The following is a 25,323-nucleotide window of genomic DNA, read 5'->3' as shown; positions in this document are numbered from 1 at the left end:
TCTTTGGTAGCAGGAATCGAACACCATTAGCATAGGTTACTTCTTGCGTCGGAAACTCATCATATGATTATATCGCAAAGTACAAATGTGAGACAAAATGAATAATCTGAAGCTATTACGAAACACCGGATGGTTCAGTGAACGCTCGTCAGAGTTTCAGGCCGATTTGGCAGCCCTTGGCATACCGAAATCGGTAGAGGCGGGAGAGACGCTGTATCACTATGGTGATCCGGCAAATGGTATCTACGCGATTCTCAGCGGTGGTGTGCAGATAACGGCCCCAGCGGATGATGGTCAGGAGTTTGTGCTTCACCGCGACGGCGCTGGGTTCTGGATCGGCGATCTGGCTTTGTTTGCAGGTGCGCTGCGTCTGGTCAGTGTTATCACGACGCAAGCCACTCAAGCCTTGTTTTTCCCAAATTTAAGCATCTCGCGGTTGATTCAGAACAATCCTGACTACATCCGGGATTTCTATGCGTTGACGCATGAGAATATGCGGACCGCTTTGCGCATCATGGCAAATCTGGCTGTGACGGGAACGGAGAAGCGGCTGGTCTTGAGGTTGCTTCACTTGGACGAAGGGACCTCGAAAACCGATGGCTGGATTGATGTTTCACAAGAAGATCTGGCGGCGATGATTGCTGTATCGCAACCGACTTTGCACAGGAACCTTCACAGGCTTGTGGATTTGGGGTTAATCGAACTGGGGTATGGCCGGGTTCGACTGCTGGATCGGGGCGCATTGATAGCCAGTTGTCAGACCTGAGGTTTCGGGTCGTGACACCGGGATGCGGTCCAACATATGCGGACAGGCTGGCGGCTGTGTACGGCACCCGACGAACTTAAGCCTACGCCACGCCGCAGTTCAGTTATTAGCACGCGCCTGACCGTCCTCCTCGCCCAATTGGCCGTCCAGAGACATCAGGATCGCGACCGGGCGTAAAGCAGGGATGTGGCTGAACACGATCAGAATACAGACCGTCAGTGGCACGCTCAGGAAAGCGCCGATCAGGCCCCAGACAGTTGTCCAGAATGTCAGCGCCAGAATGACAAGGAATGTCGACATGTTCAGCGAGCGGCCCAGCATGGCCGGATCAAGGAAGTTACCGATCAGGAATTGAAGGGTGCCGCACCCAAACAAGATGATCAGAAACGGAACGATCGTATCAAACTGAACAAGCGCGATCATGGCCGGAAAAAACACCGCTATGATCGACCCGATCGAAGGAATGAAGTTCAAAGCAAAGGTCAAAACGGCCCAGGTTTCCGCATATTCCAAACCAAGGGCCCTGAATACAAAATAACTGATGCCCGCTGTGATCAGGCTGATCAGGGTCTTTACCCCAACATATCGTTGCAGGCTGATCGATATGGCATCAAGCATGGTCGCAAAATCAGCGCCGGTTTGGGGGTCGCCAGCCGCAAGTTGAATTTTCTTGCGAAAGGCCAGACGCTCGGCCATCAGGAACGCGACATAGAGGCTGATCAGAAAGAACTGGTTCAGTAGGGACGTAGCGCTGCCCAGCAACAGGCGTGCGACATAGGTCATGTCGATGCTGACCAGATTGTCGCGGATGAAAGTGGTGACGTCGTTGCCGACAAGACCGGTTATGCGCTCAACCGCCCCGTCGAACTGGTTTTCGTACGTGCTGACGGACCGTGCAAACTGCGTTGCCTGACTGCCCAGCACGTACATGATCATGAACAAACCCGCCAGAACGATGGTCACTCCAGCGATATTTGCCAGCCAGACTGGAGCGTGGGTTAGCGCGACGACGCGGTCGCTCAGCGCAATGATCAGAACGTTGACCAGCAGTGCCATGGCAAGCGGGATCAGGAAGTTCGCCCCCGCATAAAGCCCCAGCACCATCAGCGCCGCGATAATGCAGGTGTCGCGGACAACAGACAGTTTTAGCCTGGGGCGAGCCGTGAAATCTTCCTGATCCGGGATCATTCAGTATCCTGTTTATCTGTTCTTAAGCAGGCTAGTGATCGTCCCGCTTTGCCCAATCCTGCACCTGCATTCCGGTTTTAGCAATGCAGTCAGCGGTTTGCAGACCGGCTTTTGTCACTTTGATACCGATGACGGGTTCTGTGTTTTATTTAGGCGGGTTAGGGTTGCAGGATGACAAAGCCTACGATTCCCCCGTTTGGCCGCCCGCTTCAGGCGCTATGGCTGGCACTTCGCCGGTTCGTCCGGAAAAACGGACCTGTCATGAGCAGCCACGTCGCCATGTCGCTGATGATGGCCCTGTTTCCCTTTGTGTTGTTCACCGTGGCGCTGGCCGGGGCATTGTCGCAGGACTATGTCACTGATGAGTTGATTGACCTGCTATTCGGGGCATGGCCCAAGGATGTTGCGGACCCGATCGTGGCCGAATTGCGTGCGGTTCTGGCCGGTGCCGGGTCGGGCGTGATTACGCTGGGTGGCCTGCTTGCGATCTACTTTGCTTCCAACGGGGTTGCCGCAGTACGCGCAGCGATGAATCAGGCCTATCACGATCAGGACAGTTGGCCTTTTTGGAAAACCCGGCTTTTGTGTCTGGTCCTGGTTATCCTTGGCGGTTCGGCAATCCTTGTTATTGCAACGGTCGAGGTGGTCTTGCCGGTCTACACGAAACTGGTGGCAGAGCATACCGAAGCTCCGGTAGCGGACTGGCTGTCCGTAGATCGCCTGCGGTGGACGTTTACCGTGGCCGTTCCGGCAGGCACTGTCCTGCTGGCACATCTAATTCTGCCAACCCGCAGGCACAGCCTGACCCAGATCCTGCCCGGCGTCATACTGACATTGGTTTTGTGGGCAGCTGGCGGATGGGCATTTTCAGTCTATATCAGTCAGTTCGCCACCTACAGTGCCACATATGCGGGTTTGGCCGGGGCAATGGCTGCGCTGATTTTCCTGTATCTGTGTTCTGCGATGCTGATCCTTGGTGCTGAATACAACGGCGCATTGATCGACCTTCGGAACGCCGCTGCAGGAGATATGGCATGAGATTTGCCATTCTGGCGGCTTGTTTAACCCTCGCAAGTGAAGGGCAGGCGCAGTCACTGGAATATGTGGGCTCAGATCGGTGTTCAGACTGCCATCAGCACGAGGCCGAGGCATGGGCTTCGTCTCATCATGCCTTGGCCTGGACAGAAGTTGGCGACGGCCATCTGGTCGCCGAATTCGATGGAACCCGGTTCGTGCAGAACGGGATGACGGTTGAATTTACTAAACAGGCAGACAGGTTCACAGCTCGTGTAACGGAAAAAGACGGAGCGACGACGGCATATGATGTGCATTCCGTCGTTGGAATCGCACCTCTACAACAATATCTGTTTGAAACCGAACCGGGGCGGTTGCAAAGCTTTGATGTGGTTTGGGATACCGAGCAGAAGCGCTGGTATCACTTATACCCCGATCAGGATCTGCCACCAGAAGACGGGCTGCACTGGACGGGCCCTTACAAGAACTGGAACGCGCGCTGCGCCGAATGTCACGCCACAGGGTTTGAAAAGAACTACGGCGCGCAATCCAGAACATACTCTTCCCGACAGGCCGAGATTGGTGTTGGCTGCGAAGCCTGCCATGGACCGGGGTCAGCTCATATCGATTGGACCAAAGGGCAGAGCGTTACTGACGGGCTGAGTGATACAGGCTTTTCGATGAGCTGGGGCAAAGGCCAGACCGAGGCTGAGATCCAGCAATGCGCCGGGTGTCATTCGCGGCGCGAGGCACATGGCAACGGAAACCCTTTGCCGGGAACCTCGTATCATGATGCCTATAACCTGGCTGTGTTGCGGCCCGGTTCGTATCATCCGGACGGGCAGATACTGGATGAGGTCTACGTTTACGGCTCATTCCTGCAATCCAAAATGTATGCCCGAGGGGTCGGGTGCATGAACTGCCACGAGCCACACAGTGCGCAGTTGAAGGCCGAAGGCAACGGTATTTGTACCCAATGTCATTCCACGGCCGGAAACCCTGATTTCCCGACGCTGGCGAAACAGGAATACGATACACCCAATCACCATCATCACGTTACGGATAGCGCGGGTGCCCAGTGCAAAAGCTGCCACATGATCGAACGTACATATATGGGCGTGGACGGTCGCCGGGATCACAGCTTTCGCGTGCCGCGACCGGATTTGGGATTGGGGGCTGATGCCTGCACTGATTGCCACCAGAATAAGGATCAGGTCTGGGCTGCCAGCCGGATCAAAGGCTGGTTTCCTGACACAGCCAATCGGGCCCCGCATTATGGCACGGTGTTCAAAGCTGCTGCCGATGGCCATTTGAACACGCCAGAGGGTTTGATTGCTGTCGCAACGGACCCCTCGCAACCCGCTATCGTGCGGGCAACAGCAGCGTATCTGCTGCAACCTTTTGGCTCGCTTGAGGTTGCCGCGTATACAGCGCCACTGTTGCAGGAAGGCGATCCGCTGATACGCGCAAATGCAGCAGCCTTGCAGCGTCAGGCGAGCGCAACGGATCGTGCTCAAAGGTTAGAACCCCTTTTGTCTGATCCTTTTCGCAACGTTCGCATTGCCGCCGCCAAGGAGTATCTGAGTATCCCTCCTCAAGCCCTGACACCTCAGCAACAGGATCTGACCGAGCAGGGGATGGCCGAGTGGCAGGCGGCGATCTCGAACAGGCTGGATGCCCCGGAAACACATCTGGTTCTGGGAGGGATGGCCTTGACGCTGCGCAACGCCCCGGCTGCCGAACGGGCATTTCGCGAGGTTGTAGCGCTGGATCCTCAGCGCGCCGAAGCGTGGCCCATGGTGGTGCAGCTGGCACAGATCAATCGCGGCCCGGAAGCCGCACGTATCGCCCTGCGAGAAGCCTTGGGCAGGTTGCCCGATGACCCGGCCTTGCTGCAATTGCTGCAACAACTGGGGCCCTGATCCGGCACAGGTTTGCCCGATTTGTTCCAACTTCACGGCAAAATTTCACGCTAACAGCAACTCAGAACTGCTGTTTTGAGGTGATGTATGTCCGCTGATTCAACAAGACAGAAAGCAACCGGGACGAACCCCGCTACGCTGGCGCAGCGCATTGAAGAGCTGCGCAATCGCGAGCCTGTATATGTTTCGCACGGGGATACACTGATGTTGCAGGGTATGGCCGCGACGTCGCTGCGCGAACAACGGCTGACCGGGAACCGTATCCGATTGGAAGATTAAGTTTAGCCGCGAAACCCGGTTGCAACAACGAATTTTTCCGAACTGTCGGAACGGGATGCGGGCGGTTTCACGTGCGCCACTTTCTGAAATTTCTGCTTCAGAAGTTTTTGCAATTCGCCCTCGGCACCGCCGGCAAGAACCTTGGCTACGAATGTGCCACCTTCTTCCAGCACGTCAAACGCGAAATGGGCCGCAGTTTCACACAGTGCGATGATCCGAAGATGGTCGGTCTGCTTGTGACCCGAGGACGCCGCTGCCATGTCCGACATCACCACGTCCGCTTTGCCACCCAGCCAGTCCTTGACCTTCTGGTCGGCGTCATCCTCCATGAAGTCCAGCACATGAGTATCGGCACCCGCAACCGGTTCGACTTCCTGCAGGTCGATGCCCAGCACGGTTCCGATCCGTTTCCCTGACTTTTCGCCAAGCGCGTTTACGCGTTTGACTGCAACCTGGCACCAGCCACCGGGCGCGCACCCCAGATCAACAACCCGTGCTCCGGGTACGAGAAAGCGGAACTTGTCGTCTAGCTCCATGATCTTATACGCGGCCCGCCCCCGATATCCTTCGGTCTGGGCGCGCTTGACATAGGGATCGTTCAGCTGTCGTTCGAGCCAGCGGGTCGAACTCAGCTTGCGACCACGTGCGGTTTTTACCTTTACCTTCAGGTCACGCTGACCGCGCCCCGAGTTGTTTTTGCCAGTTGGTGTCTTCGCCATCAGAACGGTCCGTCTTCCAGTACCCCGTCCGCGCTCATCTGTGCATAAAGCAGGCCCTCGCGTAGCCCCCGATCTGCCACGGAAAGGCGATCAGTGGGCCAGCAGCGCAACAATGCCTGCAAAATGGCCGAGCCGGACATGATCAGGGCCTGCCGGTCTTCACCAATCCGAGGATCCCGGCGGCGCCCATGAGGGCCGAGTTCTAAATACCCGCGTATCACTTTGTCAATCTGATCACTGGTCATACGCAGCCCGTCAACCTTGGTCCGGTCATAGCGCTTCAGGCCAAGATGCGATGCCGCAACCGTTGTGACAGTTCCGCTGGTGCCGACGATCTGAAAACCTTCGCGGGTCTGTTCATCTTTGTAAGGTGCGAAATCGGCCAGGTTTTCTTCGAAAAACCAGCTCATCAATGCAAAGCGAGCGGCGTCGTTTTCGACGTCATTGAACTGATCCCGCAACGTGGCAACACCCAGCGGTACGCTGATCCAGTCTACAACTTTTGCAGCCGGAAAAGGGCTGTCGACCGTGTGAAACCCGTTGTGCAAACGCATGATCGCAGCCGGGCGGTCACGGCGAGGGACGGACGAAATGTCGATCCAGACCAGCTCGGTCGAACCGCCGCCAATATCGACAACCAACAGCTGTTCGGTCTTGGTGGACACCAGCGGGGCGCAGGAGATCACCGCCAAACGGGCTTCTTCTTCGGGTTGGATGATTTCAAGCGTCAGTCCGGTTTCGCGTTTGACCTGTCGGATGAATTCGCGGGAATTCTTGGCGCGGCGGCAGGCCTCGGTTGCGATCAGACGCATCCGCTTTACTTTGTTCCGCTTCAGCTTTTGTTGACAGATTCGCAGCGCCTGAACGGTGCGTGCCATCGACGCCCGCGACAGACGTCCGGTGCGTTCCAGACCCGCGCCCAGCTGCACGGACTTGGAGAAGCTGTCAACCACATGAAACCCGCTGCCCTTGGGCTGGGCTATCAACATGCGGCAACTATTTGTTCCCAAATCCAGAGCCGCATACAGGGCATCCGGATCGGGTCTTGCCGGCGCGGGGCTTTCGACCGCTTTCGGGAACGCGCCCGCACCTTTGGGACGCTTGGGCGCCATCGTAACGCCCTCCGATTTTCGAGTTGATTTGACCCTAGGCGGGGCGTCGTCGACGTGCAAGCGATTTCCATTTCAAATTTGGCTTGGATGTCACACGCCGTTCATACTGAGGTGCGATTTGATCTTTGATCCCGGTTGAGGGATTCTTGATCGCAATCAGCCGCAGACGGAGCCTGCCATGAAAGATAAACGTGTCCTGACCTTTGACGAATTCGATGAAATGGTGAACCCGCGCCCAGAGGAATGTGAGTTTGACCGCGTCGTTGAACGTGCCCTGTCACGTCGTGGATTTCTGGGCGGCGTATTGGCGGTGGGAAGTTTCACGGCTTTGGGCGGGTCGCTGCTTCCGACTGGTGCGCGCGCAGCCGCAGATCGATTTGCGTTTGAGGCGATTCCGGCGTCAACTGCCGATGACGTCATCGTGCCGCCGGGCTACAAGGCCGAGGTGATGGTGCGCTGGGGCGACCCGCTTTGGTCTGATGTGCCCGAATTTGATCCGGCCACCCGTGGAACCGCTGCCAGCCAAGAGCGCGCATTTGGTGATAACACCGACGGTCAGGATGTGTTTTTGCACGAGGGTCACGTTCTACTGGTCGTGAACAACGAATACACCAATCGCGATATCCTTTGGGGCAACAACCCGGACGCCAAAGCCGCCTCGGATGACGATGTCGCCAAAGGCATGATGGCGCATGGTGTGACGGTGGTCGAGATTGCGGTTACCGACGGCAAATGGGGCATCGTCAAGGATAGCTCGTATAACCGCCGCATCACGCCGCAGACAGACATGTCATTGACGGGGCCTGCCGCTGGCCATGATCTGCTGAAAACTGCCGCCGATCCGACAGGCACCATCTGTAAAGGCACCTGGAACAACTGTGGTAATGGCATGACCCCATGGGGGACGTATTTGGCCTGTGAAGAGAATTTCAATGGTTACTTCTCGACTGAGGACGAAAACCATGAGGTCAGCGCCGAACTTCAGCGCTACGGCGTTTCGTCCAAGGACTGGGGATACGGATGGGCCGGAATTGACGAGCGTTTCGACGTCTCGAAAAACCCTAACGAACCGAACCGCGCAGGCTATGTTGTCGAAATCAATCCGACCGAGCCAACCTCGACCCCTCGTAAGCTGACCGCGCTCGGTCGGTTCAAGCACGAAAACGCCGAGGCCATTGTGAACAATGACGGTCGTGTCGTTGTCTACATGGGTGATGATGAACGGGGCGAGTTCCTGTACCGCTTTGTCTCGGAAGGTTTTTATGCCGCTGGGGTGGACACGCATGCGCTGCTTGAGAACGGTACGTTGTCGGTTGCAAAGTTCAACGACGACGGGACTGGTGAGTGGCTGGACCTGACCCCCGAAACAACTGGTATGACGTCGCAGGCCGAAATCTGCATCCATACGCGGCAAGCAGCATCGGCTGTTGGCGCGACCACCATGGACCGCCCGGAATGGGTTGCGGCCAACCCGAACGCGCCCGAGGTCTATTGCTGCCTGACCAACAACAAGAACCGCGGTGTGAAACCGAATGCCGGTGGCGACGACACTTCGGTCAACGGGCCGAATCCGCGCGAGGCGAACAAATACGGTCAGATCGTGCGCTGGCGCCCTGAAGGCGGAGACCATGGCGCATCGGGTTTCGAATGGGACCTGTATGTACTGGCCGGAAACCCGACCGTGCATCAGGATGCGTATGGCGGTTCGGACAATGTCAACGCCGACAACATGTTCAACTCGCCCGACGGTCTGAAGTTTGACAGCAACGGCCTGCTGTGGATCCAGACCGACGGCAAATACAGCAACGAGGGCGACTTCGAAGGGCAGGGGAACAACCAGATGCTGGCAGGCGACCCGGTTACCGGTGAAATCCGTCGTTTTCTGGTTGGCCCGAACGAGTGTGAGATCACTGGGCTCAGCTGGTCGCCGGATCGCCGCACCATGTTTGTTGGTATTCAACACCCCGGTGAAGACGGTAATAGCCACTGGCCCGACGGTGGTAACTCGGTTCCACGTTCAGCCATCATTGCGGTTACTCGTGAAGACGGTGGGTTGGTCGGTTAACCTTGGCAAGACGCGTTGAAACAAGCCTCGGGCGGGTCATGCCGTCCGGGGCTTTTTGTTCATTATGCAATGCTCTCATAGTGACAATGAGAATTTTGGTATGCGTTTTTGCCGCGAGACGGGTTAAAACCCCGCCACGCCACCGTGGGCGAAAACGTCGCTTGAAAAGCGCCGGGTGTCGAAAACCGACCGACCAATCCCCACATTGAAGTTTAGAACCGGCCCATCGGGTTAGGAGGAATCACAGTAATGCCTGACGTCACCATCGTGTACTGGCGCGACATTCCCGCTCAGGTCATCGTCGGCAAAGGCCGTCGCGGCGCGAAGCGGCAACTGGAAGAACGGTTCGAGCAAGCCATCGACCGCGCCGCCATGAAGGTAAACGCAAAGGACAGTGATGCCTATCTGGCTGAATGGCGCAAGGCCGAGCCTTTTGTGGTTGATGGCGACCCGGCAGAAGTAGCCGAGGCCGAGGCCCTGCGTCTGGAAAAGGAATACGATCAGGACCGCATTAAAGCGCTGATCGCAAATGACGGTTGGGCATAAGCCCGGATCTTAATGGGAGGCCTCAATGGCTTTGCTGAACTTCAAGAAACGTGATGTGGTCGAAAACAGCCCTGTGAACCCGACTGTCGAAGCCTTCCTGCAAGGCTATTCGATCGAGGTCATGCCGCGGACCGCCGAAAAGGTCGAGGATTTCCGCGCGCTGCTGCCCGAAGGCACACGCGTCTACATTGCCCATATCGAAGGCACCCCGATTGAAGACATGGTCAAGACAGCCAAGCGGATTGCGGCCGAAGGCTATCCTATCATGCCCCACTTCCCGGCGCGGATCATCAAAGATGCGGCGACGTTGGAAAACTGGATCTCGATGTACCAGGGCGAGGCGGGCGTCGAGCAGGCGCTGTTGCTGGCCGGTGGTGTGACAAAACCGCATGGCGATTTCGACAGTTCCATGCAGCTGATGGAAACCGGTCTGTTCGACAAGGCAGGGTTCAAGCGTCTTCATGTTGCCGGTCACCCCGAGGGTAACAAGGACATCGATCCCGATGGGTCCACCAAGAACGTCGATGACGCCCTGCGCTGGAAACAGAAATTCAACGAAACCACGGATGCCGAGATGGCCCTGGCAACTCAGTTTGCCTTCGATGCCAAGCCGATCATCGCCTGGGCGGATGGTCTGAAAGAGGCAGGTATCGACCTGCCCATCCACATTGGTATCGCCGGTCCGGCCAAACTGCAGACCCTGATCAAGTTCGCAATTGCTTGCGGCGTCGGCCCGTCGCTGAAAGTTCTGCAAAAGCGCGCCATGGATGTGTCGAAGCTTCTGTTGCCCTATGAACCGAACGATGTTGTGACTGAATTGGCCAACTACAAAGCGGCCAACCCGGATTTCAACATCACCAACGTGCACTTCTTCCCGCTGGGCGGGATCAAAACCAACGCCAACTGGGCGATCAATAATGGCGGTGCCTCGGCGCAGCCTGCAAACTCCTAAGGAACGGACATGACCCGTACAGTCTTAGAATCAAAAACAAAAACTGCCGTTCTGGGCTTTGATGAACCGTTCTGCGTGATCGGAGAGCGGATCAACCCGACCGGTCGGAAAAAGCTGGCGGCCGAACTGGAAGCAGGCGATTTCTCGACCGTCGAGAAGGATGCGCTGGCGCAGGTGATGGCGGGCGCGACCGTTCTGGATATCAACGCGGGCGTCGTCTACAACTCGAACCCCAACCCGAATGAAACCGAACCGCCATTGATGCGCAAGATCGTTGAGCTGGTGCAGGGTCTGGTTGAAGTTCCGTTGTGTATCGACTCGTCGGTTCCCGGTGCTCTGGAAGCGGGTCTTGAGGCGGCGGAAGGTCGCCCTCTGCTGAACTCGGTCACAGGTGAGGAAGAGCGTCTGGAACTGGTTCTGCCGCTGGTCAAAAAATACAATGTTCCTGTTGTGGCAATCTCGAACGACGACACGGGCATCTCGGAAGACCCCGATGTCCGTTTCGAAGTGGCCAAAAAGATCGTTCAGCGTGCTGCCGATTTCGGAATCCCCGCGCATGACATCGTTGTTGACCCGCTGGTCATGCCGATTGGCGCGATGGCAACAGCTGGTCAGCAGGTGTTTGCTCTGGTTCGCCGCCTGCGCGAGGAACTGGGCGTGAACACCACCTGTGGTGCATCCAACATCTCGTTCGGCCTGCCGAACCGCCACGGCATCAACAATGCCTTCCTGCCGATGGCAATGGGTGCCGGCATGACCTCGGCGATTATGAACCCGGTGGCTCTGCCAGTAACGCAGGCAAAAATTGCTGAGAAAAAAGAAGCCCTTGCCGCAGCTGGCATCATTCTGCCAGAAGGTATGGATGACGAGGCGTTTGTTCAGATGTTCGGCCTGGGCTCCACCAAGCCGCGCGCCGGTAAAGAGATGGAGGCCATCCGCGCCGCCAACCTGCTGACAAACAACGACCCGCATGGTGGGGAATGGATCCGGTTCAACAAATCACCTGACGAGGCTGGTGGCGCAGCCAGTGGTCGTCGCGGCGGTGGCCGTCGTCGCCGCGCCTGATTGCATCAACAAAGACAGCTAAGGCCGGGCACTTTGCCCGGCCTTTTCGTTTGACCCTGATTAATGTCGATTTTGCGTAATGGTTCAGGATATCCTGATCCGGGACGCAACGATCAGGTGGCACGATGAGCAAACATCACCCCCCGAAACTCTCAGGAGCGGATCTGACCAAGCGGTTGGGCAAAAAGGAGTATTTCGAGCAACTGGTTGATCTTCAGGCCAAACTGGCCAGGATTCAACAAGCTTATCTGTTTCACGGGCTAAAGGGTGTGCTGGTGTTCGAGGGTTGGGATGCGGCAGGCAAGGGGGGAACCATTCGCAGGATCAGCCAGGCTCTGGACCCGCGCAGCTTTAAGGTCTGGCCAATTGGGGCACCCCGGAACTACTACCTCAACCGGCATTACCTGCTGCGGTTTTGGGAACGTTTGCCACCGTCCGGAGCGATATCCGCATTCGACCGCAGCTGGTACGGGCGCGTGTTGGTTGAGCGGATCGAGAACCTGACCCCGGAAACACGCTGGCGCGCTGCCTATCAGGAAATCAATGATTTCGAACGCATGCTGGTCGACGATGGTGCCCGGATCGTCAAGCTGTTCTTCCACATCTCTGAAGATGAACAGATGCAGCGGTTTACAGAACGGCTAAGAAACCCGTTGAAGCGCTGGAAGCTGACGTACGAGGATTTCAGGAATCGCGAGAAATGGGATGTTACCGAGGTCGCCGTGGATGAAATGTTGGCCCGGACGTCAACCGATCTGGCGCCGTGGCACGTAATACCGGCCAAAAACAAAAGATATGCGCGCATCAGCGCCATGAAGGCCATTGTCAAAGCGTTTTCAGCAGGGGTCGATCTGAACCCGCAACATCTGGACAGCCGTACGCTTGAGGCGGCCATCCAGGCTTTGGATGTTGAAGACTCGCTGATCGACAGTCTTCGTGCGCGGACTGAGTGACATTTTCCGGGCGAGCTGAAACGATCCGGCTTGCGCGTCAGGGAACTCTGGTTATATCTCAGAGGCGCGGCGGGTATGATGTAATGGTAGCCTGTCAGCTTCCCAAGCTGAACGCGCGGGTTCGATTCCCGCTACCCGCTCCAGAACTCTCAGGTAAGACGGCGAATTCCGGTGAAGGCCTGCTCTGGCAGGCATGGGGGTCGTTTCGGGACGTTCCACCAAATTGATTTATGCCTGTAGATAGTTCCGGTTTGGGGCATCCCCCTTGCGATTAGTAGGATTCCGGGCGTCTTATGATAGAGTGACCCCATCACTGTTGAGCAGAGCCCAACTATGCGGGAAATTGATCAGACCGGCACGAGAACCCCCCAAGAGCCTTGCGCAGGTGATGTTCATGCCTTTCTGGAGAGCCTGACCGGCCCGTCCCGTGGAACGGTTTCCTGGCTTGTCGACAGCGCATTGACTGTTTCAGTTGGCGAAGGCCGTGCGCTAGGCCTACGCCTGAAAGACAACACACCGCCCCATGACGAAGATATCGCAACGCTTCAGTGGACCGAGGGGGGCTATGTGCTCAACGCGCTGGTAGGGCAAGACATCTGGGTCAATGGCCACAAGATTGTGTCGGCAACGCTGAAACACGGCGACATGATCGAGTTTGGCGAATTGGGCCCGATCTCCCGATACCGCATATGTACTCAGAGGTTTCCCATCCGTCATACGGTCGAGGATATCCTGAGCGACGCCTATGCCTATGCGCGGTCAAGTCGCCGACCCTTTGCCCAAAGAATGTCGGGTGCGCTGCGTGAGAGTGGGCGAAGGCTTGTTTCTCAAACCACTATGTTCTTCAGGATTACGGTAGTAGCCGCGATTGCGCTGATCGCAGGTCTGCTGTTCCTGCTTTATCAAAACGACCGGAGACTGGCCGACAGCCTGCAACAGGAAGCTCGCAAGATTGAAGCTGTGGCGACCATGCTTAGCCAGACGCGGGAAGATGTTCTAACCCCCGAAGACCTTGTGGCGTTGAGGGAAGCCTTTCAGAACCAGCTGATATCAACCGAGCAGCGGTTGGGTACCCTTGAACAACGCGCGGGGGCGTCTACGCGGGTCATCACCGCCTCTACTCAATCCGTGGCTTTCATTCAGGGCGCCTACGGATTGCGTCATATCGAAAGCGGTAAACTGCTGCGCCACGTGTTGGGGCCGAACGGAGAGAAGTTGCAAACACCCTTCGGACAACCCTGGATCGAACCGGACGCAACAGGCGAGCCCGCGGAGTTCCAGTTCACTGGCACCGGATTTCTGCTGGAGGGTACGCCGCTGATGGCCACCAACCGCCACGTTGCCTTGCCCTGGACATCCGGCGACCAAGCTCAGGCACTGAAAAACGCAGGTCTTGAGGCCGAGATGCTTCGGTTGCTGGCCTATCTGCCAGGTCAGACCGATCCGATTGAGGCTACTTTGGACCGGTTCAGTGAAACCGCTGATCTGGCACTTTTGTCGGTTGATCCAAACCGTATCGAGGGGCTGGGATTGCCACTGGCGGAAGATCTTCCACGAAGCGGTGACGAAGTCTTTCTGCTGGGGTATCCTACTGGCCTGAAATCATTAATTGCGCAGGCGGGGCCGGAATTTCTGAATACGCTCGAAAAAGACGGGTCCGTCAATTTCTGGACGATCGCCGCACGGTTATCTGCGCAAAACCAGGTTCAACCTCTCGCCAGCCGAGGAATCGTGGCGCAGACAAGCCCGGGTGCAGTCGTTTACGACGCAGAAACAACGTCAGGAGGAAGCGGAGGGCCGGCCCTGAACCGCAAGGGAGAGGTGGTCGCGATTAACGCCGCGATCCTGCCAGAGTTCGGGGGTTCAAACATCGGGGTTCCGGTTTTGCACCTGAAAACCTTGCTGAATGAAACTGTCAGCCAGTGATCAATCACTGGTCTGGAAAGGCGATTTTTGAACAATGAATACGACCGTCAACGGAACGATCACAGAAATCAGGGCCACGGCGATCAACAGGTGTCCAAGTTGGCCGTAATCGGCAATCGATGTGACGACACCGGTTTCCGGGTCGGTTACCGCGCGCGACACCACGAAAATCTGGTTCATGTATTTCGTTGCCAAACTGCTGGCCGACAAGGCCATGTTGGTGAATGACGCCATGACGGCAAAGAAAGTTGCCTTCAGATGCACAGGAGCATTACGTGCGATCCAGGCCAGCATCGGAACCATCGCGATTTGACCCAGCGGGGATTCAACTGCGGTGTCGAGGATTGCAATGAACCTCGCGTCTACGATCCCGCCGGTATGCGCAGATGTCCATTCATGCACGCCGTAATACAGCGCAAGGTTGGGCAGGGCGAGGACCCCCGACGCGATGGTCAGAATGATAACGACCTGCGCAATCGAGCGGTTGGCCATAAACGGTCTCAGAACGATGAGCCCGACCAGTGCAAGCAGGGACGTCAGAAGCGCCAGGATTGCCAGGAACTGCTCGTCAAACCCCAACTCGTCGATTTCGAACCAGGTCAGCCCCGGCCCGGGCAAAGGAACCGCACGAAACACGAAAATGATTATCGCCGTACCAATCAGAGCCTTTGCCTGATTTGGGTTCAGTTCCTTCACCAAGCGCGACATCAGGTACAAGATCACACTCAGTGAGACTACAAAAATAGTTTCCTGGGCGAGTTGGAAATTCGATGTTCCCAACACGATACTCAGTACAACAAAGGCGAGACCGCCCAGCAGGATTGGCCATTTGACCTCGGTGGTTTCGTCAGGAGTATGCGGGGGATGACCTAGGCGAAGATGTTGACGCTGTATCAAACCGTGCAAAACCACACCGCTGACGGACAACAGGGGAATGACAAGCGCGATCAGATAGACGTTGCCATACAATGCAAGACGGTCTGATTTCTGCATGCCCTCGGTTCCCGAGAACACCCAGATATTGACCGCGGCTACGGCTGCGAATCCCGAGAAAATGGCGATCCTGCCCAGTGTTTGCATTGTTGTATGCTGCGCACGGGTTTCCTCGGGCGAAAACGGCTGCCCGTGGGGATTGATCTTTGGAACGGCCTCGACCGTCATCGCGTCGGCGACGACATCCTGAATGGCATAGCCGGAAGGCGCCAAGAGCAGGGCAATGATATACCAGTGTTCCAGCGGTATGACATCAACCATATGTCCGGGAAAGGCCACAAGCCCGTACATGGTGAGCAGGGACAAGGTGATCAGGGTTGCCCCCAATAGGATCAGCAATGACTTCCACCGCCAAAACAGATCAACGATATGACCCAGTGGCATTTTCAAGATCCAGGGAAGCCCGGCCCAAAACGCCAACCCGGCTACAAAGGAAGCGGATAGGTTAAGATAGTCCTTAAGAAAAAAAGCGCCGACGACCGATGTCAGGCCAGAAACCCCGGCGGCAAAGTAGACCATGAGCGGTGGCAGGTAGGACCATCGCATCTGTCGCGCCAGATCAACAAAGGTTCTTTGCCACCATGCAGAAAGCGGCGCTCCTGTAGAAGGCTGGTCAGTGGTCATGTTCACGTAAATCGCATCGCAGGATTTCCTTGACCCAATGATACAGGCTTACAGAAACGCGGACGCAAAAAGCAACAAACTGGTCACCACCCCAAAGAGGGGAACAACAAGAGGCACGCGGAACTGCGGTTCATCGGTTTCAGCCCGGGTCTTCAAAAGGATCAGTGAAAGATTGACCAGCACAAAGACCCCCAGAACAATTTGCGACGTGCGCTCGGCCAGAATGGCGATTGGAAGCGTTTGGGTCAGCAACAGGATTATCGCCGTGACCATGATTGTCGCTACCGTTGGCGTCTGAGTGACCTGAGATACCGTAGCCAGAAACTTAGGCAAATGATCCCGATCCGCGAGCCCGTAAATCACGCGGGATGCCATGATCATCTGGATCAGAACACCATTGATCGTGGCTACGATGGCAATGGTCGAAAACCCCTGCTGGATAACCTCGGGCGCGTCCGTAAAAATCAGGGCCAGCGGTGCGGCGGACGTCGAAAGGACATCGATCGGCACCACATACAGAACAGTCATGGACGTACCAAGATACAAGACCGTGGCCAGAATAAGCGTCAACAGGATCGCTTTCGGGATTGTTCCGGCGGGGTCTTTAACTTCTTCAGCGACATTCGCCATGTCCTCGAAACCGACAAAGGCGAAAAACGCCAGAAGCGAAGCGGCCAATATCCCTCTCCAGGCGGTTGGGTCCAGCCCGGGAACCATCTGGGTGAGCGCATAGCCCTGAGGCTCAGGAAGGGACAGGCCCCAACCAATAACGACAAGTAGCCCGCTGATTTCTATGATGGTAATGACTGCCGCCACCATTACCGACTGCGTGATCCCCCATAGGGCGATCAGCCCCATGATCAGAACTACACCGATTGTCAGACTTGAAATGCCTAAACCTGTAAGCGTTTGAAGGTACGACGCGGCCCCGATAGCCACGGCCGAGGCCGAGATGATGCCCGAGGCGGCCACCGCGAGACCGACCAGCACGGCCATCCAGCTTTTCTGAAACCCAGCTTCGACATAGGCGGCCTCACCCGCACTCACAGGATATCGGGTTGCCAGTTCTGCGTATGACAGGGCGGTCAGCGCAACAACAAGCGCAGCAATCAGGAACGAAACCGCGGCATACGGGCCCGCTATCCCGGCCGTCGCACCAACAAGCACATAAATGCCAGCCCCCACGGTCACTCCAAGCCCATAGAGCGTGAGCAGCGGGGTCGTCAGCGCCCGTCGCAGCTTTGGTGTCTTTTGTTCAACGATGGACATCATCTATCCGCCAATTGGATTACATCGCGTGTCTTAAGTTGGCATCGACGTTTCCGTGCTTGGTCCCGTCGCCTTGATCATTTGCATTTACTGGCATGCGGTAAGTGCCGAGTAGCCAGAGGGTAGTCGGCAGGAGAGCGCGCCGCACGTTCGCCGCGCCCACGGAGCGAACTTTCACACCACTGAATCACTGATCACCGGAAAATTTGCTTGGGGTCAGGCAAGTGAGCGTCGGGCCCGATGATATATTCGTACTTCACTATGTGGTCGCATTGCGTGCTTTGATTCAGGTCAATGAAAGCGGAACGTCACACTGAATCGCAGCCCGGTGCGCCTTTCACACGCAATGAACTAGGGGACAAATCGCCGACCTTTCTGAGCGCTAGGGTATGCGGCCAAGCAAGGAGTCTCGGGTAACCAAATGGGTCGACAGTTCCAAAGACTGGCCCGAAGAGTTCGTTTCGATCATCCGTATCAACTCTTGCGCAGCTTTTTGACCCATTTCGCGGTGGGGCACGTGAACCGTTGTCAGGGCAGGGATGACAATGCGCGCGATTTCGATGTCGTCAAAGCCGGTAATTGACACATCCTCAGGCACTCGGAGCCCCATTTTCTGCGCCTGTCTCAATGCGCCGACAGCCAGAACATCGTTTCCGCACAAAACTGCGGTCGGCGGCGTGTCACTCGCCATGAGATCCCTGAACGCCGTCGCGCCGTTTTCGAACTCATATGTGGCTTCGATCACCATTAGGTCATCCGGCTGCAAGCCGTGCTCAGCCATGGCGCTTTTTATCCCTGCGATCCTGAGCCGCGCCCGATCATTTCCCGAACTGATACCCGATATCGTCGCAAGACGCGTATGTCCTTGTCTGATGATCTGGTCTGCCAGCGCTTTCATGGCCTTGCGGTTGTCGAACCCAACTGACGGCACAGGTTTATCCGGCAGAAAGGACCAGGCAACCAGCGCGGGCACTTTCCGTCTGTCCAGGTAATCGTAAATATCTGCGTCCCTGTCATGACCGATCAGCAACAATCCATCTGCACCCCGTGCAACCAGGGTTCGGATCTGATCCTTTTCCGCTTCGGGTTCATAAGCTGAACTGGAGACCAGCAGCGTGTAGCCACGCTGATGAATTTCTTCCTGAAACGCTTGTAACCCTCTTGCGAATATCGCGTTCTCCATGGTGGGGATGATGGCACCAATGGTAAATGACCGCTTGGCCGCCATCACGCGGGCCGCGAAATTTGGCGTGTACCCCAATTCTTCGACCGTCGACAGGACACGCTTGCGCGTTGCTTCAACAACTTGCTGCGGGTTGTTCAGACACCGGGACACTGTCGCGGTCGAAACTCCCGCGGCCTTGGCAACGTCATCCAGTGTCGGAGCAGACCGATGTTTTGACATTCTCGAACTCTCAATTCTGGTTGGCTTAAGTTAATCGCATTTTTCAGATGATGAAAGGGTCAATGTAAGCGCTTGCAATATTGATGTAAGCGCTTACAAAGGTGTTGAGCCGATTCTGAAAAGGGAGTCCCGGAAATGGTCCTTGCTGCATCTATCGTCGTTTTCGCGATCTATTTCGCCAACGTTGCTTTGGGTGCTTTCTCAGGCCGCGCGTTTCTTGGCGACGTAGGAGAGATGTTGGTTCTGTTCGCGGCGTCGATTTTGTTCGTTGTCGCAATTCTGAAAAAGGAAGCTGACCGAAACGCAACGAACGGCAGCTGAACTTTAGCTTGGGAGGGCAATTCATGAACAACGACAAGATTGAACTGGCGTCAGCAGAGCGCCGCAACTTTCTGAAGCTGAGCGCAAGTGGCGCGTTCACAGCCGCATTGGTTGCCGGGGTTGGGGGTGTTTTGTGGTCTTCAGAGGCCGCCGCGCAAACCGCAAAAGAAGAGAGTGAGCGTGAGAAGGCCGCTGACCATGTTATGACGGTGGCGACAGCCTATGTGCTGGGCGCGTCGCGCAGCTATCCCATCATGCAGTTGGACCTGAAGGAAAACATCCAGAATGCCACCAACGGCAAGGTCTATGTCAAATTGGCCCCCGGTGGCCAGCTAGGCGCGGGCGGCGCGCTGGTGCAGAAAGTACAGGGTGGAACGATTCAGGCCGCGCAGCATTCTCTGTCGAATTTTGCACCTTTTGCGTCCACGGTCGACCTGATCAACATGCCGTATCTGTGCGGGTCGAACCAGCGCTTCACCAACCTTGTCCATTCAGACACGTGGAAAAGCGAAGTCCATCCCAAGGTCGAGGCGGCAGGCTTCAAAGCCTTGTTCTACGTGAATATCGATCCGCGTGTTGTCGCAGTCCGGCAGGGCGGCAATGCGGTCATAACCCCGGGAGATATGGGCGGGATCAAGTTCCGCGTTCCCGGATCGAAGATGCTGCAACAATACTATCGCATGGTCGGTGCCAACCCGACGCCTGTCGCATGGGGTGAAACGCCTTCGGCGATCAAGCAGGGTGTTGCCGACGCGCTCGACCCGTCGGTAGGGGCGCTGTATGTTTTCGGTTTCAAGGACATCCTCAGCCATGTGACCTTCACGCAGGCCGTTCCGGACAGTCAGGTTTATTCCTGTAATCTGGAGTGGTTCAACTCGATGCCTGCTGACGTGCAGGAAGGCATCATGTGGGGTGCCGAGATGACTGGTCATCAGAACCTGTCCAAGGTTCCGTCGGCCCGCGCCTATGCCATGGCCGAGTTGAACAAGGCTGGTGTTGAATTCCATTCGCTCAGCGATGATCAGCTGGCGGAATGGCAGGATGCCGGTGGGTATCAGCGTTCGGAATGGGATCCGTTCAAGACGGAACTGGCTGGTTCGATGGACAACTTTGAGAAGCTGGTCGAAGCGGCTGGTACGCAGGGTAAATATTACGTCCACGACGCCTAAGGTGAAACCCGTGGGCGCCTGCTGGCGTCCACGATTCTTGTACCGCGCGGCCAACAGCGGCCCGACAAGGCAGGTGCGGACCTGGCTGTTCCATCGCCGGAGGATCAGATGACCGTTCTTCAGAAAATTGACCGAAACGCCGAACGCTGGTTGCTGCTGGTGTTCTACGTGATGCTGGTGATCACTATGGCCATCGAGGTGCTGCGGCGCGAGATATTCGCCTATTCCTCGATCTGGGGCGAGGAAATCGTACGGTATTCCTTTATCTACCTGGCTTGGATAGGTGCGGCTGCCGCGGTGAAAGAGCGGGCCCATATCCGGATCGATGTGATCATGCACTATGTCGGGCCGCGCCCCAAAGCGCTGCTTTATATCTTCGGCGATCTGGTGATGTTCATGGTGGCGATCATCGCACTCTACTGGTCATATGAAGCGGTTCACGTTTCGGCCAAGTTTGGTTCCGTTACGGACGGTTTGCGGATTTCCAAGGTTTGGTTCCTGATGGCTGTGCCGACCGGGTTTGCCCTGATGATCTGGCGACTGATCCAATCCCTGTTGCGCGATCTGAAATGCCTTCGCGACGGCACGCCCGTCTTCGAAGGCGACAAACTGTTTGACTGAGGAGAAACCGGATGCTTTGGAACTCCCTCAATCAAACCGTTGAACTGGGCTGGGATTTTTATCTGCCGGTGATCCTGTTTGTTGCCCTGATCGCCTTGGCCGTACCGGTTTGGGCGGCCATTGGAACGGCTGCGATCGTAATGCTGATCATGTCCGGTGACCTTCCTCTCAGCCTTGTCGGAGAGAGCCTGTTTACCGGCATCGACGCTTTTGCCCTGACTGCCGTGCCCTTGTTTATCCTGACCGGGGATGTTCTGGTACGGACGGGGTTGTCACGCAAGTTTCTGGATGTTGCCGAGGCTTTGACATGCTTCGCCAAGGGTGGTTTCGGATCGGCCACGGTGCTGGTCTGCGGAATGTTTGCGGCGATTTCGGGGTCGGATGCCGCCGGGGCTGCTGCGGTCGGCCGGATGACAATCAACCGGTTGGTGGAAAGCGGGTATCCGCGCCCCTACGCCTGTGCTCTGGTCGCCGCCGGTGCCTGCACCGGTATCCTGATACCGCCCTCAATCGCCTATATCATCATTGGCCTTGTGCTGGGTATCTCTGCATCGACGCTTTTTCTGGCCGCTCTGATCCCGGGTCTGGCTATCCTGGTGTCGATCCTGATCACCAACATCATCATGAACCGCCTTTATGCTTACGAAGGCGGCGGAATGATGACCATGGGGGAGTGGTTCGCCAATCTGGGCAAGGCGCTCAGGTCCGGCTGGTATGCCTTTATCGTACCGGGGATTATCTTTTATGGCATCTTCTCGGGGCGCCTGACACCGACTGAGGCTGGTGCCACGGCTGTTGTCGTCACCATCATCATGGGCTTCATCCTGCGTACGCTGACATTGGCAGATTTTCCGTCGATGCTGGTCAGCTCTGCAAAGGTGAACGGGGTGATCCTGCCGATCATCGCCTTTTCGGCACCGCTGGCCGAGGCGCTGGCGATCATGGGCGTTCCGCAAGGGTTTGTCACTTCGGTGACCTCGCTGACAGACGATCCGTATCTGCTGATCCTGCTGATGATCGGCATCCTGATCGCAGCGGGCTGCGTCATGGAGACGACACCGAATATCGTGATCCTGGCACCGATCCTGAAACCATTGGCTGACAATATCGGCATGAACGAGATCCAGTTCTGCATCATGATGATCACCGCACTGGGAGTGGGCTTTATCACCCCGCCGCTTGGGCTGAACCTGTTCGTCGTGTCTGGCATTACCGGTGAATCCATTCTGAAGATTGCCGCCCGAGCTGTGCCTTTCGTATTGACCATGCTGATCGTGGTGATCCTGATCGCCTACGTGCCAGCCGTGTCGACAACATTGTTACCTGAAATCTACCAATAGGACCTGCTGAACATGCCTCGCGAATATCTGAAAAAGGCAACTTTAACGGCTCAATCACACGCCTCAGAGGTGCATGATACGGTGAAGACCATTCTGACCGATATCGAGGCGGGCGGTGATGCAAAGGCAAGAGAATATGCCGCCAAGTTCGACAAGTACGAAGGGAATGTCTTGCTGACCCCAGCTGAGATTGAGGCCGCCTGTGCAAAAGTTTCCGAAAAGCTGAAGGCCGACATCCGTTTCGCACACGACAACGTTCGGCGCTTTGCCGAGACGCAAAAAGCCACCGTTTCTGACGTCCAGACTGAGATCGTGCCGGGCTTCGTTGCTGGGCAGAAGGCGATTCCAGTGGATGCTGCGGGGTGTTACGTGCCGGGTGGGCGATACAGCCACATCGCCAGCGCAATTATGACAGTGACCACCGCCAAGGTTGCGGGATGTCGCCACATCACGGCCTGCTCGCCTCCGCGCCCTGGCGAAGGGGTTGCGCCTGCCATCGTTTATGCGGCCCATATCAGTGGGGCCGACAGCATTCTGGCTATGGGGGGCGTGCAGGGCGTTGCCGCCATGACCTACGGTCTGTTTGGTTTGCCACGCGCCAACATCCTTGTGGGCCCCGGCAATCAATTCGTGGCCGAAGCCAAGCGCATCCTTTACGGCAAGGTTGGTATCGACATGATCGCAGGTCCGACCGACAGTTTGATCCTTGCCGATCAGTCTGCCGATGCGCATGTCGTCGCCACCGATTTGGTCAGTCAGGCGGAGCACGGATACAACTCACCGGTCTGGCTGGTCACTGATGATCGTGGCCTTGCGCAAAAAGTGATGGAACTGGTGCCTGCGCTAATCGCCGATCTGCCAGAATTGAACCGCGAAAACGCCTCGGCCGCATGGCGCGACTATGCCGAGGTTATCGTCTGTTCCAACCGCGAAGAGATGGCCGCCTGTTCCGACGAATATGCACCTGAGCATCTGACGGTTCAGGCTGAGGATCTGGACTGGTGGCTGGAACGGCTGACCTGTTATGGATCGCTGTTTCTGGGCGAGGAAACCACCGTGTCATACGGTGATAAGGCGACCGGTACGAACCATGTTCTGCCAACATCGGGCGCGGCCAGCTATACTGGCGGGTTGAGTGTCCATAAGTACATGAAGATCGTGACGTGGCAGCGGGCCACGCGCGAAGGGTCGAAGCCCATTGCCGAAGCGACCGCGCGGATATCGCGGTTGGAAGGAATGGAAGGTCACGCCCGCGCCGCAGATGTGCGTCTTGCGAAGTATTTCCCGGACGAGCAGTTCGACTTGACCGCCGATGGATGACCCGCGCACATTATTCGACCTGACAGGCCGGGTGGCGTGTATCACCGGTGCCAGCTCGGGGCTTGGGCGGCAAGTGGCTCGGACTCTTGCCGCTGCCGGTGCGCGTGTTGTCGGCGTAGCCCGGCGCAGCGAGGCATTGGCGCAGATGCAGGCCGAGATTGGCACGCGCGCTGCAGCGGTTGTTGCAGACGTTGCAGATCGCGATGGGGTGAATGCGCTGACGCAGGCCGTCGCTTCCAAGTTTGACCCCCCCGATATTCTAGTCCATGCGGCTGGGGTGAACACGCGTGAGGCTGCGGATGATGTTACTCCTGAGGGGTGGGATGCCACGCTTGCCCTAAACCTCAGCGCACCGTTCTTCCTCAGCCAGGCGATGGTTCCGGCGATGAAGGAAAAGGGGTGGGGGCGTATTGTCAATTTCGCCTCGCTGCAAACAACGCGCGCTTTTCCTGGTGGTATCGCCTATGGCGCATCCAAGGCGGGGATCGGGCAGTTGACACGCGCCATGGCCGAGGCCTGGTCGCCCTTTGGCATAACCGCCAACGCCATCGGGCCGGGGTTCTTCCCCACCGAACTGACGCAGGCCGTGTTCGACGACTCCAAGCGCGCAGAACGGAACGCCGAGCAAACCTGTATCGGACGCAATGGGCGGATGCAGGATATTGACGGGCCGATCTTGTTCTTATGCTCTCGGGCGTCTGACTATGTCACGGGGCAGGTTTTGATGGTTGACGGAGGGTTTACAGCCAAATGAAGGCTCTGGTTTACAAAGGTGTTGAACAAATGGTGTTCGACGATGTGCCGAATGCCGAACCGGGCGCATCGGAACACCTGATCCGGGTCGAGGCGGTTGGCATCTGCGGATCGGACATGCACGCTTATCTGGGCCATGATACACGTCGCCCAGCGCCTCTGATCCTCGGGCACGAGGCAGCCGGTGTCATCGCTGATGGTATCCGCGCTGGTGATCGGGTGACGATCAACCCGCTGGTAAGCTGTGGTCAATGCGATGCATGTCGGACGGGTCGCGAGAATCTGTGCCCGAACCGACAGATCATCTCGATGCCGCCGCGCGAAGGGGCGTTCGCGCAATATGTCTCGATGCTCGGCAGAAATCTTGTCGACGTGCCCGAGGATGTCTCTTTCGCCAAAGCTGCGCTGGCCGAACCTCTGGCGGTAAGCTGGCACGCAGTCAGATTGGGGATCGAGGCTCTGCATTCTGCGATGGACCGCCGCGCCTTGGTGATTGGCGGTGGGGCCATTGGCCTTGCGGCGGCCTTGGCCCTGCGGGCACAGGGCATTGAAGACGTTACAATCGCGGAACCAAACGCGTTGCGCCGGGCTTTTCTGGCGGAAATCGAAAGTTTTGCACTCGTGGATGCGCCCAATGGGTCTTTCCCGTTGGTCATTGATGCTGTCGGATATGCCGCGACACGGTCGGTCGCTTCGGCCATGGCCGCGCCGGGCGGCGTGATCGTGCATGTCGGATTGGGTGAAGATGCCGGAGGTCTGGACGTGCGTCGCATGACCTTGCAGGAAATTACCTTTATCGGATCCTACACCTACTCCGCGCAGGATTTCCGCGACACCGCTCAAGCGATCTTTGACGGCCGTCTTGGCGCCCTGAATTGGGTTGAAGAGCGTGCATTGGCCGATGGCGCCCAGGCGTTTCGCGATATCCGCTCTGGCTCCGTAGCCGCACCGAAGATTATCCTGAGACCCTGGGGATAAACCCGACAGAACTGGAGGCCACC

23 protein-coding genes and 1 tRNA gene are annotated in these 25,323 nt (G+C 56.9%); 18 read left to right on the top strand and 6 right to left on the bottom strand.

The features are described from left to right. Window positions 1-97 precede the first annotated feature (97 nt). Entirely contained in the window at window positions 98-766 is a 669-nt protein-coding gene (locus ACR0BF_RS05185) for a Crp/Fnr family transcriptional regulator (RefSeq protein WP_480624416.1), read from the top strand. A 99-nt stretch (window positions 767-865) separates the two neighbouring features. On the opposite strand, the gene ACR0BF_RS05180 is transcribed toward ACR0BF_RS05185, so the two are convergent. Next, window positions 866-1,954 carry an AI-2E family transporter gene (locus tag ACR0BF_RS05180; protein WP_480621818.1) on the bottom strand — a complete coding sequence of 363 codons (1,089 nt, stop codon included), beginning with the start codon at window positions 1,952-1,954 and terminating at the stop codon, window positions 866-868. A gap of 171 nt (window positions 1,955-2,125) precedes the next feature. Here ACR0BF_RS05180 and ACR0BF_RS05175 point away from each other — a divergent pair, with 171 nt between their 5' ends. The 3 genes from ACR0BF_RS05175 (at window position 2,126) to ACR0BF_RS05165 (ending at window position 5,169) form a co-directional block, all read left to right on the top strand. Further along, a complete protein-coding gene (locus tag ACR0BF_RS05175) occupies window positions 2,126-2,992 on the top strand; it encodes a YihY/virulence factor BrkB family protein (RefSeq protein ID WP_480624415.1) in 867 nt (288 codons plus the stop codon). After that, on the top strand, window positions 2,989-4,890 hold the full coding sequence (locus tag ACR0BF_RS05170; RefSeq protein ID WP_480624414.1) for a multiheme c-type cytochrome: 1,902 nt from the start codon (window positions 2,989-2,991) through the stop codon (window positions 4,888-4,890). Before ACR0BF_RS05175 ends, ACR0BF_RS05170 begins: the two co-directional genes overlap by 4 nt. An 87-nt stretch (window positions 4,891-4,977) precedes the next feature. Then, a complete protein-coding gene (locus ACR0BF_RS05165) occupies window positions 4,978-5,169 on the top strand; it encodes a hypothetical protein (RefSeq protein ID WP_480472891.1) in 192 nt (63 codons plus the stop codon). A 2-nt stretch (window positions 5,170-5,171) separates the two neighbouring features. Here ACR0BF_RS05165 and ACR0BF_RS05160 read toward each other — a convergent pair whose 3' ends face one another. Together ACR0BF_RS05160 and ACR0BF_RS05155 are read right to left on the bottom strand one after the other, a co-directional pair. Next, complete coding sequence (locus ACR0BF_RS05160; protein ID WP_480493112.1) at window positions 5,172-5,888, bottom strand: RlmE family RNA methyltransferase; 717 nt, start codon at window positions 5,886-5,888, stop codon at window positions 5,172-5,174. Further along, a complete protein-coding gene (locus ACR0BF_RS05155; RefSeq protein WP_209503859.1) occupies window positions 5,888-7,000 on the bottom strand; it encodes a Ppx/GppA phosphatase family protein in 1,113 nt (370 codons plus the stop codon). Before ACR0BF_RS05155 ends, ACR0BF_RS05160 begins: the two co-directional genes overlap by 1 nt. A gap of 178 nt (window positions 7,001-7,178) precedes the next feature. On the opposite strand from ACR0BF_RS05155, the gene ACR0BF_RS05150 reads away from it, so the two are divergent. The 7 genes from ACR0BF_RS05150 to ACR0BF_RS05120 all read left to right on the top strand — a co-directional run bounded on the left by ACR0BF_RS05150 (window position 7,179) and on the right by ACR0BF_RS05120 (window position 14,507). Continuing rightward, entirely contained in the window at window positions 7,179-9,065 is a 1,887-nt protein-coding gene (locus ACR0BF_RS05150; RefSeq protein ID WP_480493113.1) for a PhoX family protein, read from the top strand. A 249-nt stretch (window positions 9,066-9,314) separates the two neighbouring features. Then, window positions 9,315-9,611, top strand: a complete 297-nt coding sequence (locus tag ACR0BF_RS05145; protein WP_480493114.1) for a virulence factor — start codon at window positions 9,315-9,317, stop codon at window positions 9,609-9,611. Between the two features lie 25 nt (window positions 9,612-9,636). After that, window positions 9,637-10,563: a methylenetetrahydrofolate reductase gene (locus tag ACR0BF_RS05140; protein WP_480553559.1), complete on the top strand. Its 927-nt coding sequence runs from the start codon at window positions 9,637-9,639 to the stop codon at window positions 10,561-10,563. 9 nt (window positions 10,564-10,572) lie between these two features. After that, on the top strand, window positions 10,573-11,628 hold the full coding sequence (locus ACR0BF_RS05135) for a methyltetrahydrofolate cobalamin methyltransferase (protein WP_480472881.1): 1,056 nt from the start codon (window positions 10,573-10,575) through the stop codon (window positions 11,626-11,628). A gap of 125 nt (window positions 11,629-11,753) precedes the next feature. Continuing rightward, window positions 11,754-12,581, top strand: a complete 828-nt coding sequence (locus ACR0BF_RS05130; protein WP_480624413.1) for a polyphosphate kinase 2 family protein — start codon at window positions 11,754-11,756, stop codon at window positions 12,579-12,581. A gap of 69 nt (window positions 12,582-12,650) precedes the next feature. After that, window positions 12,651-12,724, top strand: a tRNA-Gly gene (locus ACR0BF_RS05125). A 190-nt stretch (window positions 12,725-12,914) separates the two neighbouring features. Continuing rightward, window positions 12,915-14,507, top strand: a complete 1,593-nt coding sequence (locus tag ACR0BF_RS05120) for a trypsin-like peptidase domain-containing protein (RefSeq protein WP_480624412.1) — start codon at window positions 12,915-12,917, stop codon at window positions 14,505-14,507. Here the strand turns inward: ACR0BF_RS05120 and ACR0BF_RS05115 are convergent, their stop codons facing one another. The 3 genes from ACR0BF_RS05115 to ACR0BF_RS05105 form a co-directional block, all read right to left on the bottom strand. Then, window positions 14,508-16,124 carry an MFS transporter gene (locus tag ACR0BF_RS05115; RefSeq protein ID WP_480624527.1) on the bottom strand — a complete coding sequence of 539 codons (1,617 nt, stop codon included), beginning with the start codon at window positions 16,122-16,124 and terminating at the stop codon, window positions 14,508-14,510. It abuts the gene before it with no gap. Between the two features lie 48 nt (window positions 16,125-16,172). Next, window positions 16,173-17,393 carry an APC family permease gene (locus ACR0BF_RS05110; protein WP_480485584.1) on the bottom strand — a complete coding sequence of 407 codons (1,221 nt, stop codon included), beginning with the start codon at window positions 17,391-17,393 and terminating at the stop codon, window positions 16,173-16,175. A gap of 382 nt (window positions 17,394-17,775) precedes the next feature. Next, the gene (locus ACR0BF_RS05105) at window positions 17,776-18,798 is read right to left on the bottom strand and encodes a LacI family DNA-binding transcriptional regulator (protein WP_480624411.1); all 1,023 of its coding nucleotides are present in this window, start codon (window positions 18,796-18,798) and stop codon (window positions 17,776-17,778) included. Window positions 18,799-18,933: 135 nt separating this feature from the next. On the opposite strand from ACR0BF_RS05105, the gene ACR0BF_RS05100 reads away from it, so the two are divergent. From ACR0BF_RS05100 to ACR0BF_RS05070, 7 genes are all read left to right on the top strand, one after another. Next, a complete protein-coding gene (locus tag ACR0BF_RS05100; RefSeq protein WP_480557875.1) occupies window positions 18,934-19,119 on the top strand; it encodes a hypothetical protein in 186 nt (61 codons plus the stop codon). A gap of 23 nt (window positions 19,120-19,142) precedes the next feature. Further along, window positions 19,143-20,288, top strand: coding sequence for a TRAP transporter substrate-binding protein (locus tag ACR0BF_RS05095; protein ID WP_480557873.1), 1,146 nt, complete (start codon window positions 19,143-19,145; stop codon window positions 20,286-20,288). A 108-nt stretch (window positions 20,289-20,396) separates the two neighbouring features. Continuing rightward, window positions 20,397-20,909, top strand: a complete 513-nt coding sequence (locus ACR0BF_RS05090) for a TRAP transporter small permease (RefSeq protein WP_480517100.1) — start codon at window positions 20,397-20,399, stop codon at window positions 20,907-20,909. Between the two features lie 11 nt (window positions 20,910-20,920). Further along, on the top strand, window positions 20,921-22,249 hold the full coding sequence (locus tag ACR0BF_RS05085) for a TRAP transporter large permease (RefSeq protein ID WP_480517098.1): 1,329 nt from the start codon (window positions 20,921-20,923) through the stop codon (window positions 22,247-22,249). Between the two features lie 12 nt (window positions 22,250-22,261). Beyond that, window positions 22,262-23,569, top strand: a complete 1,308-nt coding sequence (gene hisD / locus ACR0BF_RS05080; protein ID WP_480517096.1) for a histidinol dehydrogenase — start codon at window positions 22,262-22,264, stop codon at window positions 23,567-23,569. After that, a complete protein-coding gene (locus ACR0BF_RS05075; RefSeq protein ID WP_480517094.1) occupies window positions 23,562-24,323 on the top strand; it encodes an SDR family NAD(P)-dependent oxidoreductase in 762 nt (253 codons plus the stop codon). Before hisD ends, ACR0BF_RS05075 begins: the two co-directional genes overlap by 8 nt. Further along, entirely contained in the window at window positions 24,320-25,300 is a 981-nt protein-coding gene (locus ACR0BF_RS05070) for an alcohol dehydrogenase catalytic domain-containing protein (RefSeq protein ID WP_480624410.1), read from the top strand. The genes ACR0BF_RS05075 and ACR0BF_RS05070 overlap by 4 nt, the downstream gene beginning before the upstream one ends. Window positions 25,301-25,323 lie beyond the last annotated feature (23 nt).

The sequence above is a fragment of the Ruegeria sp. AG7 genome, assembly GCF_056541545.1.
This window is presented reverse-complemented; position numbering and strand designations above follow the sequence as displayed.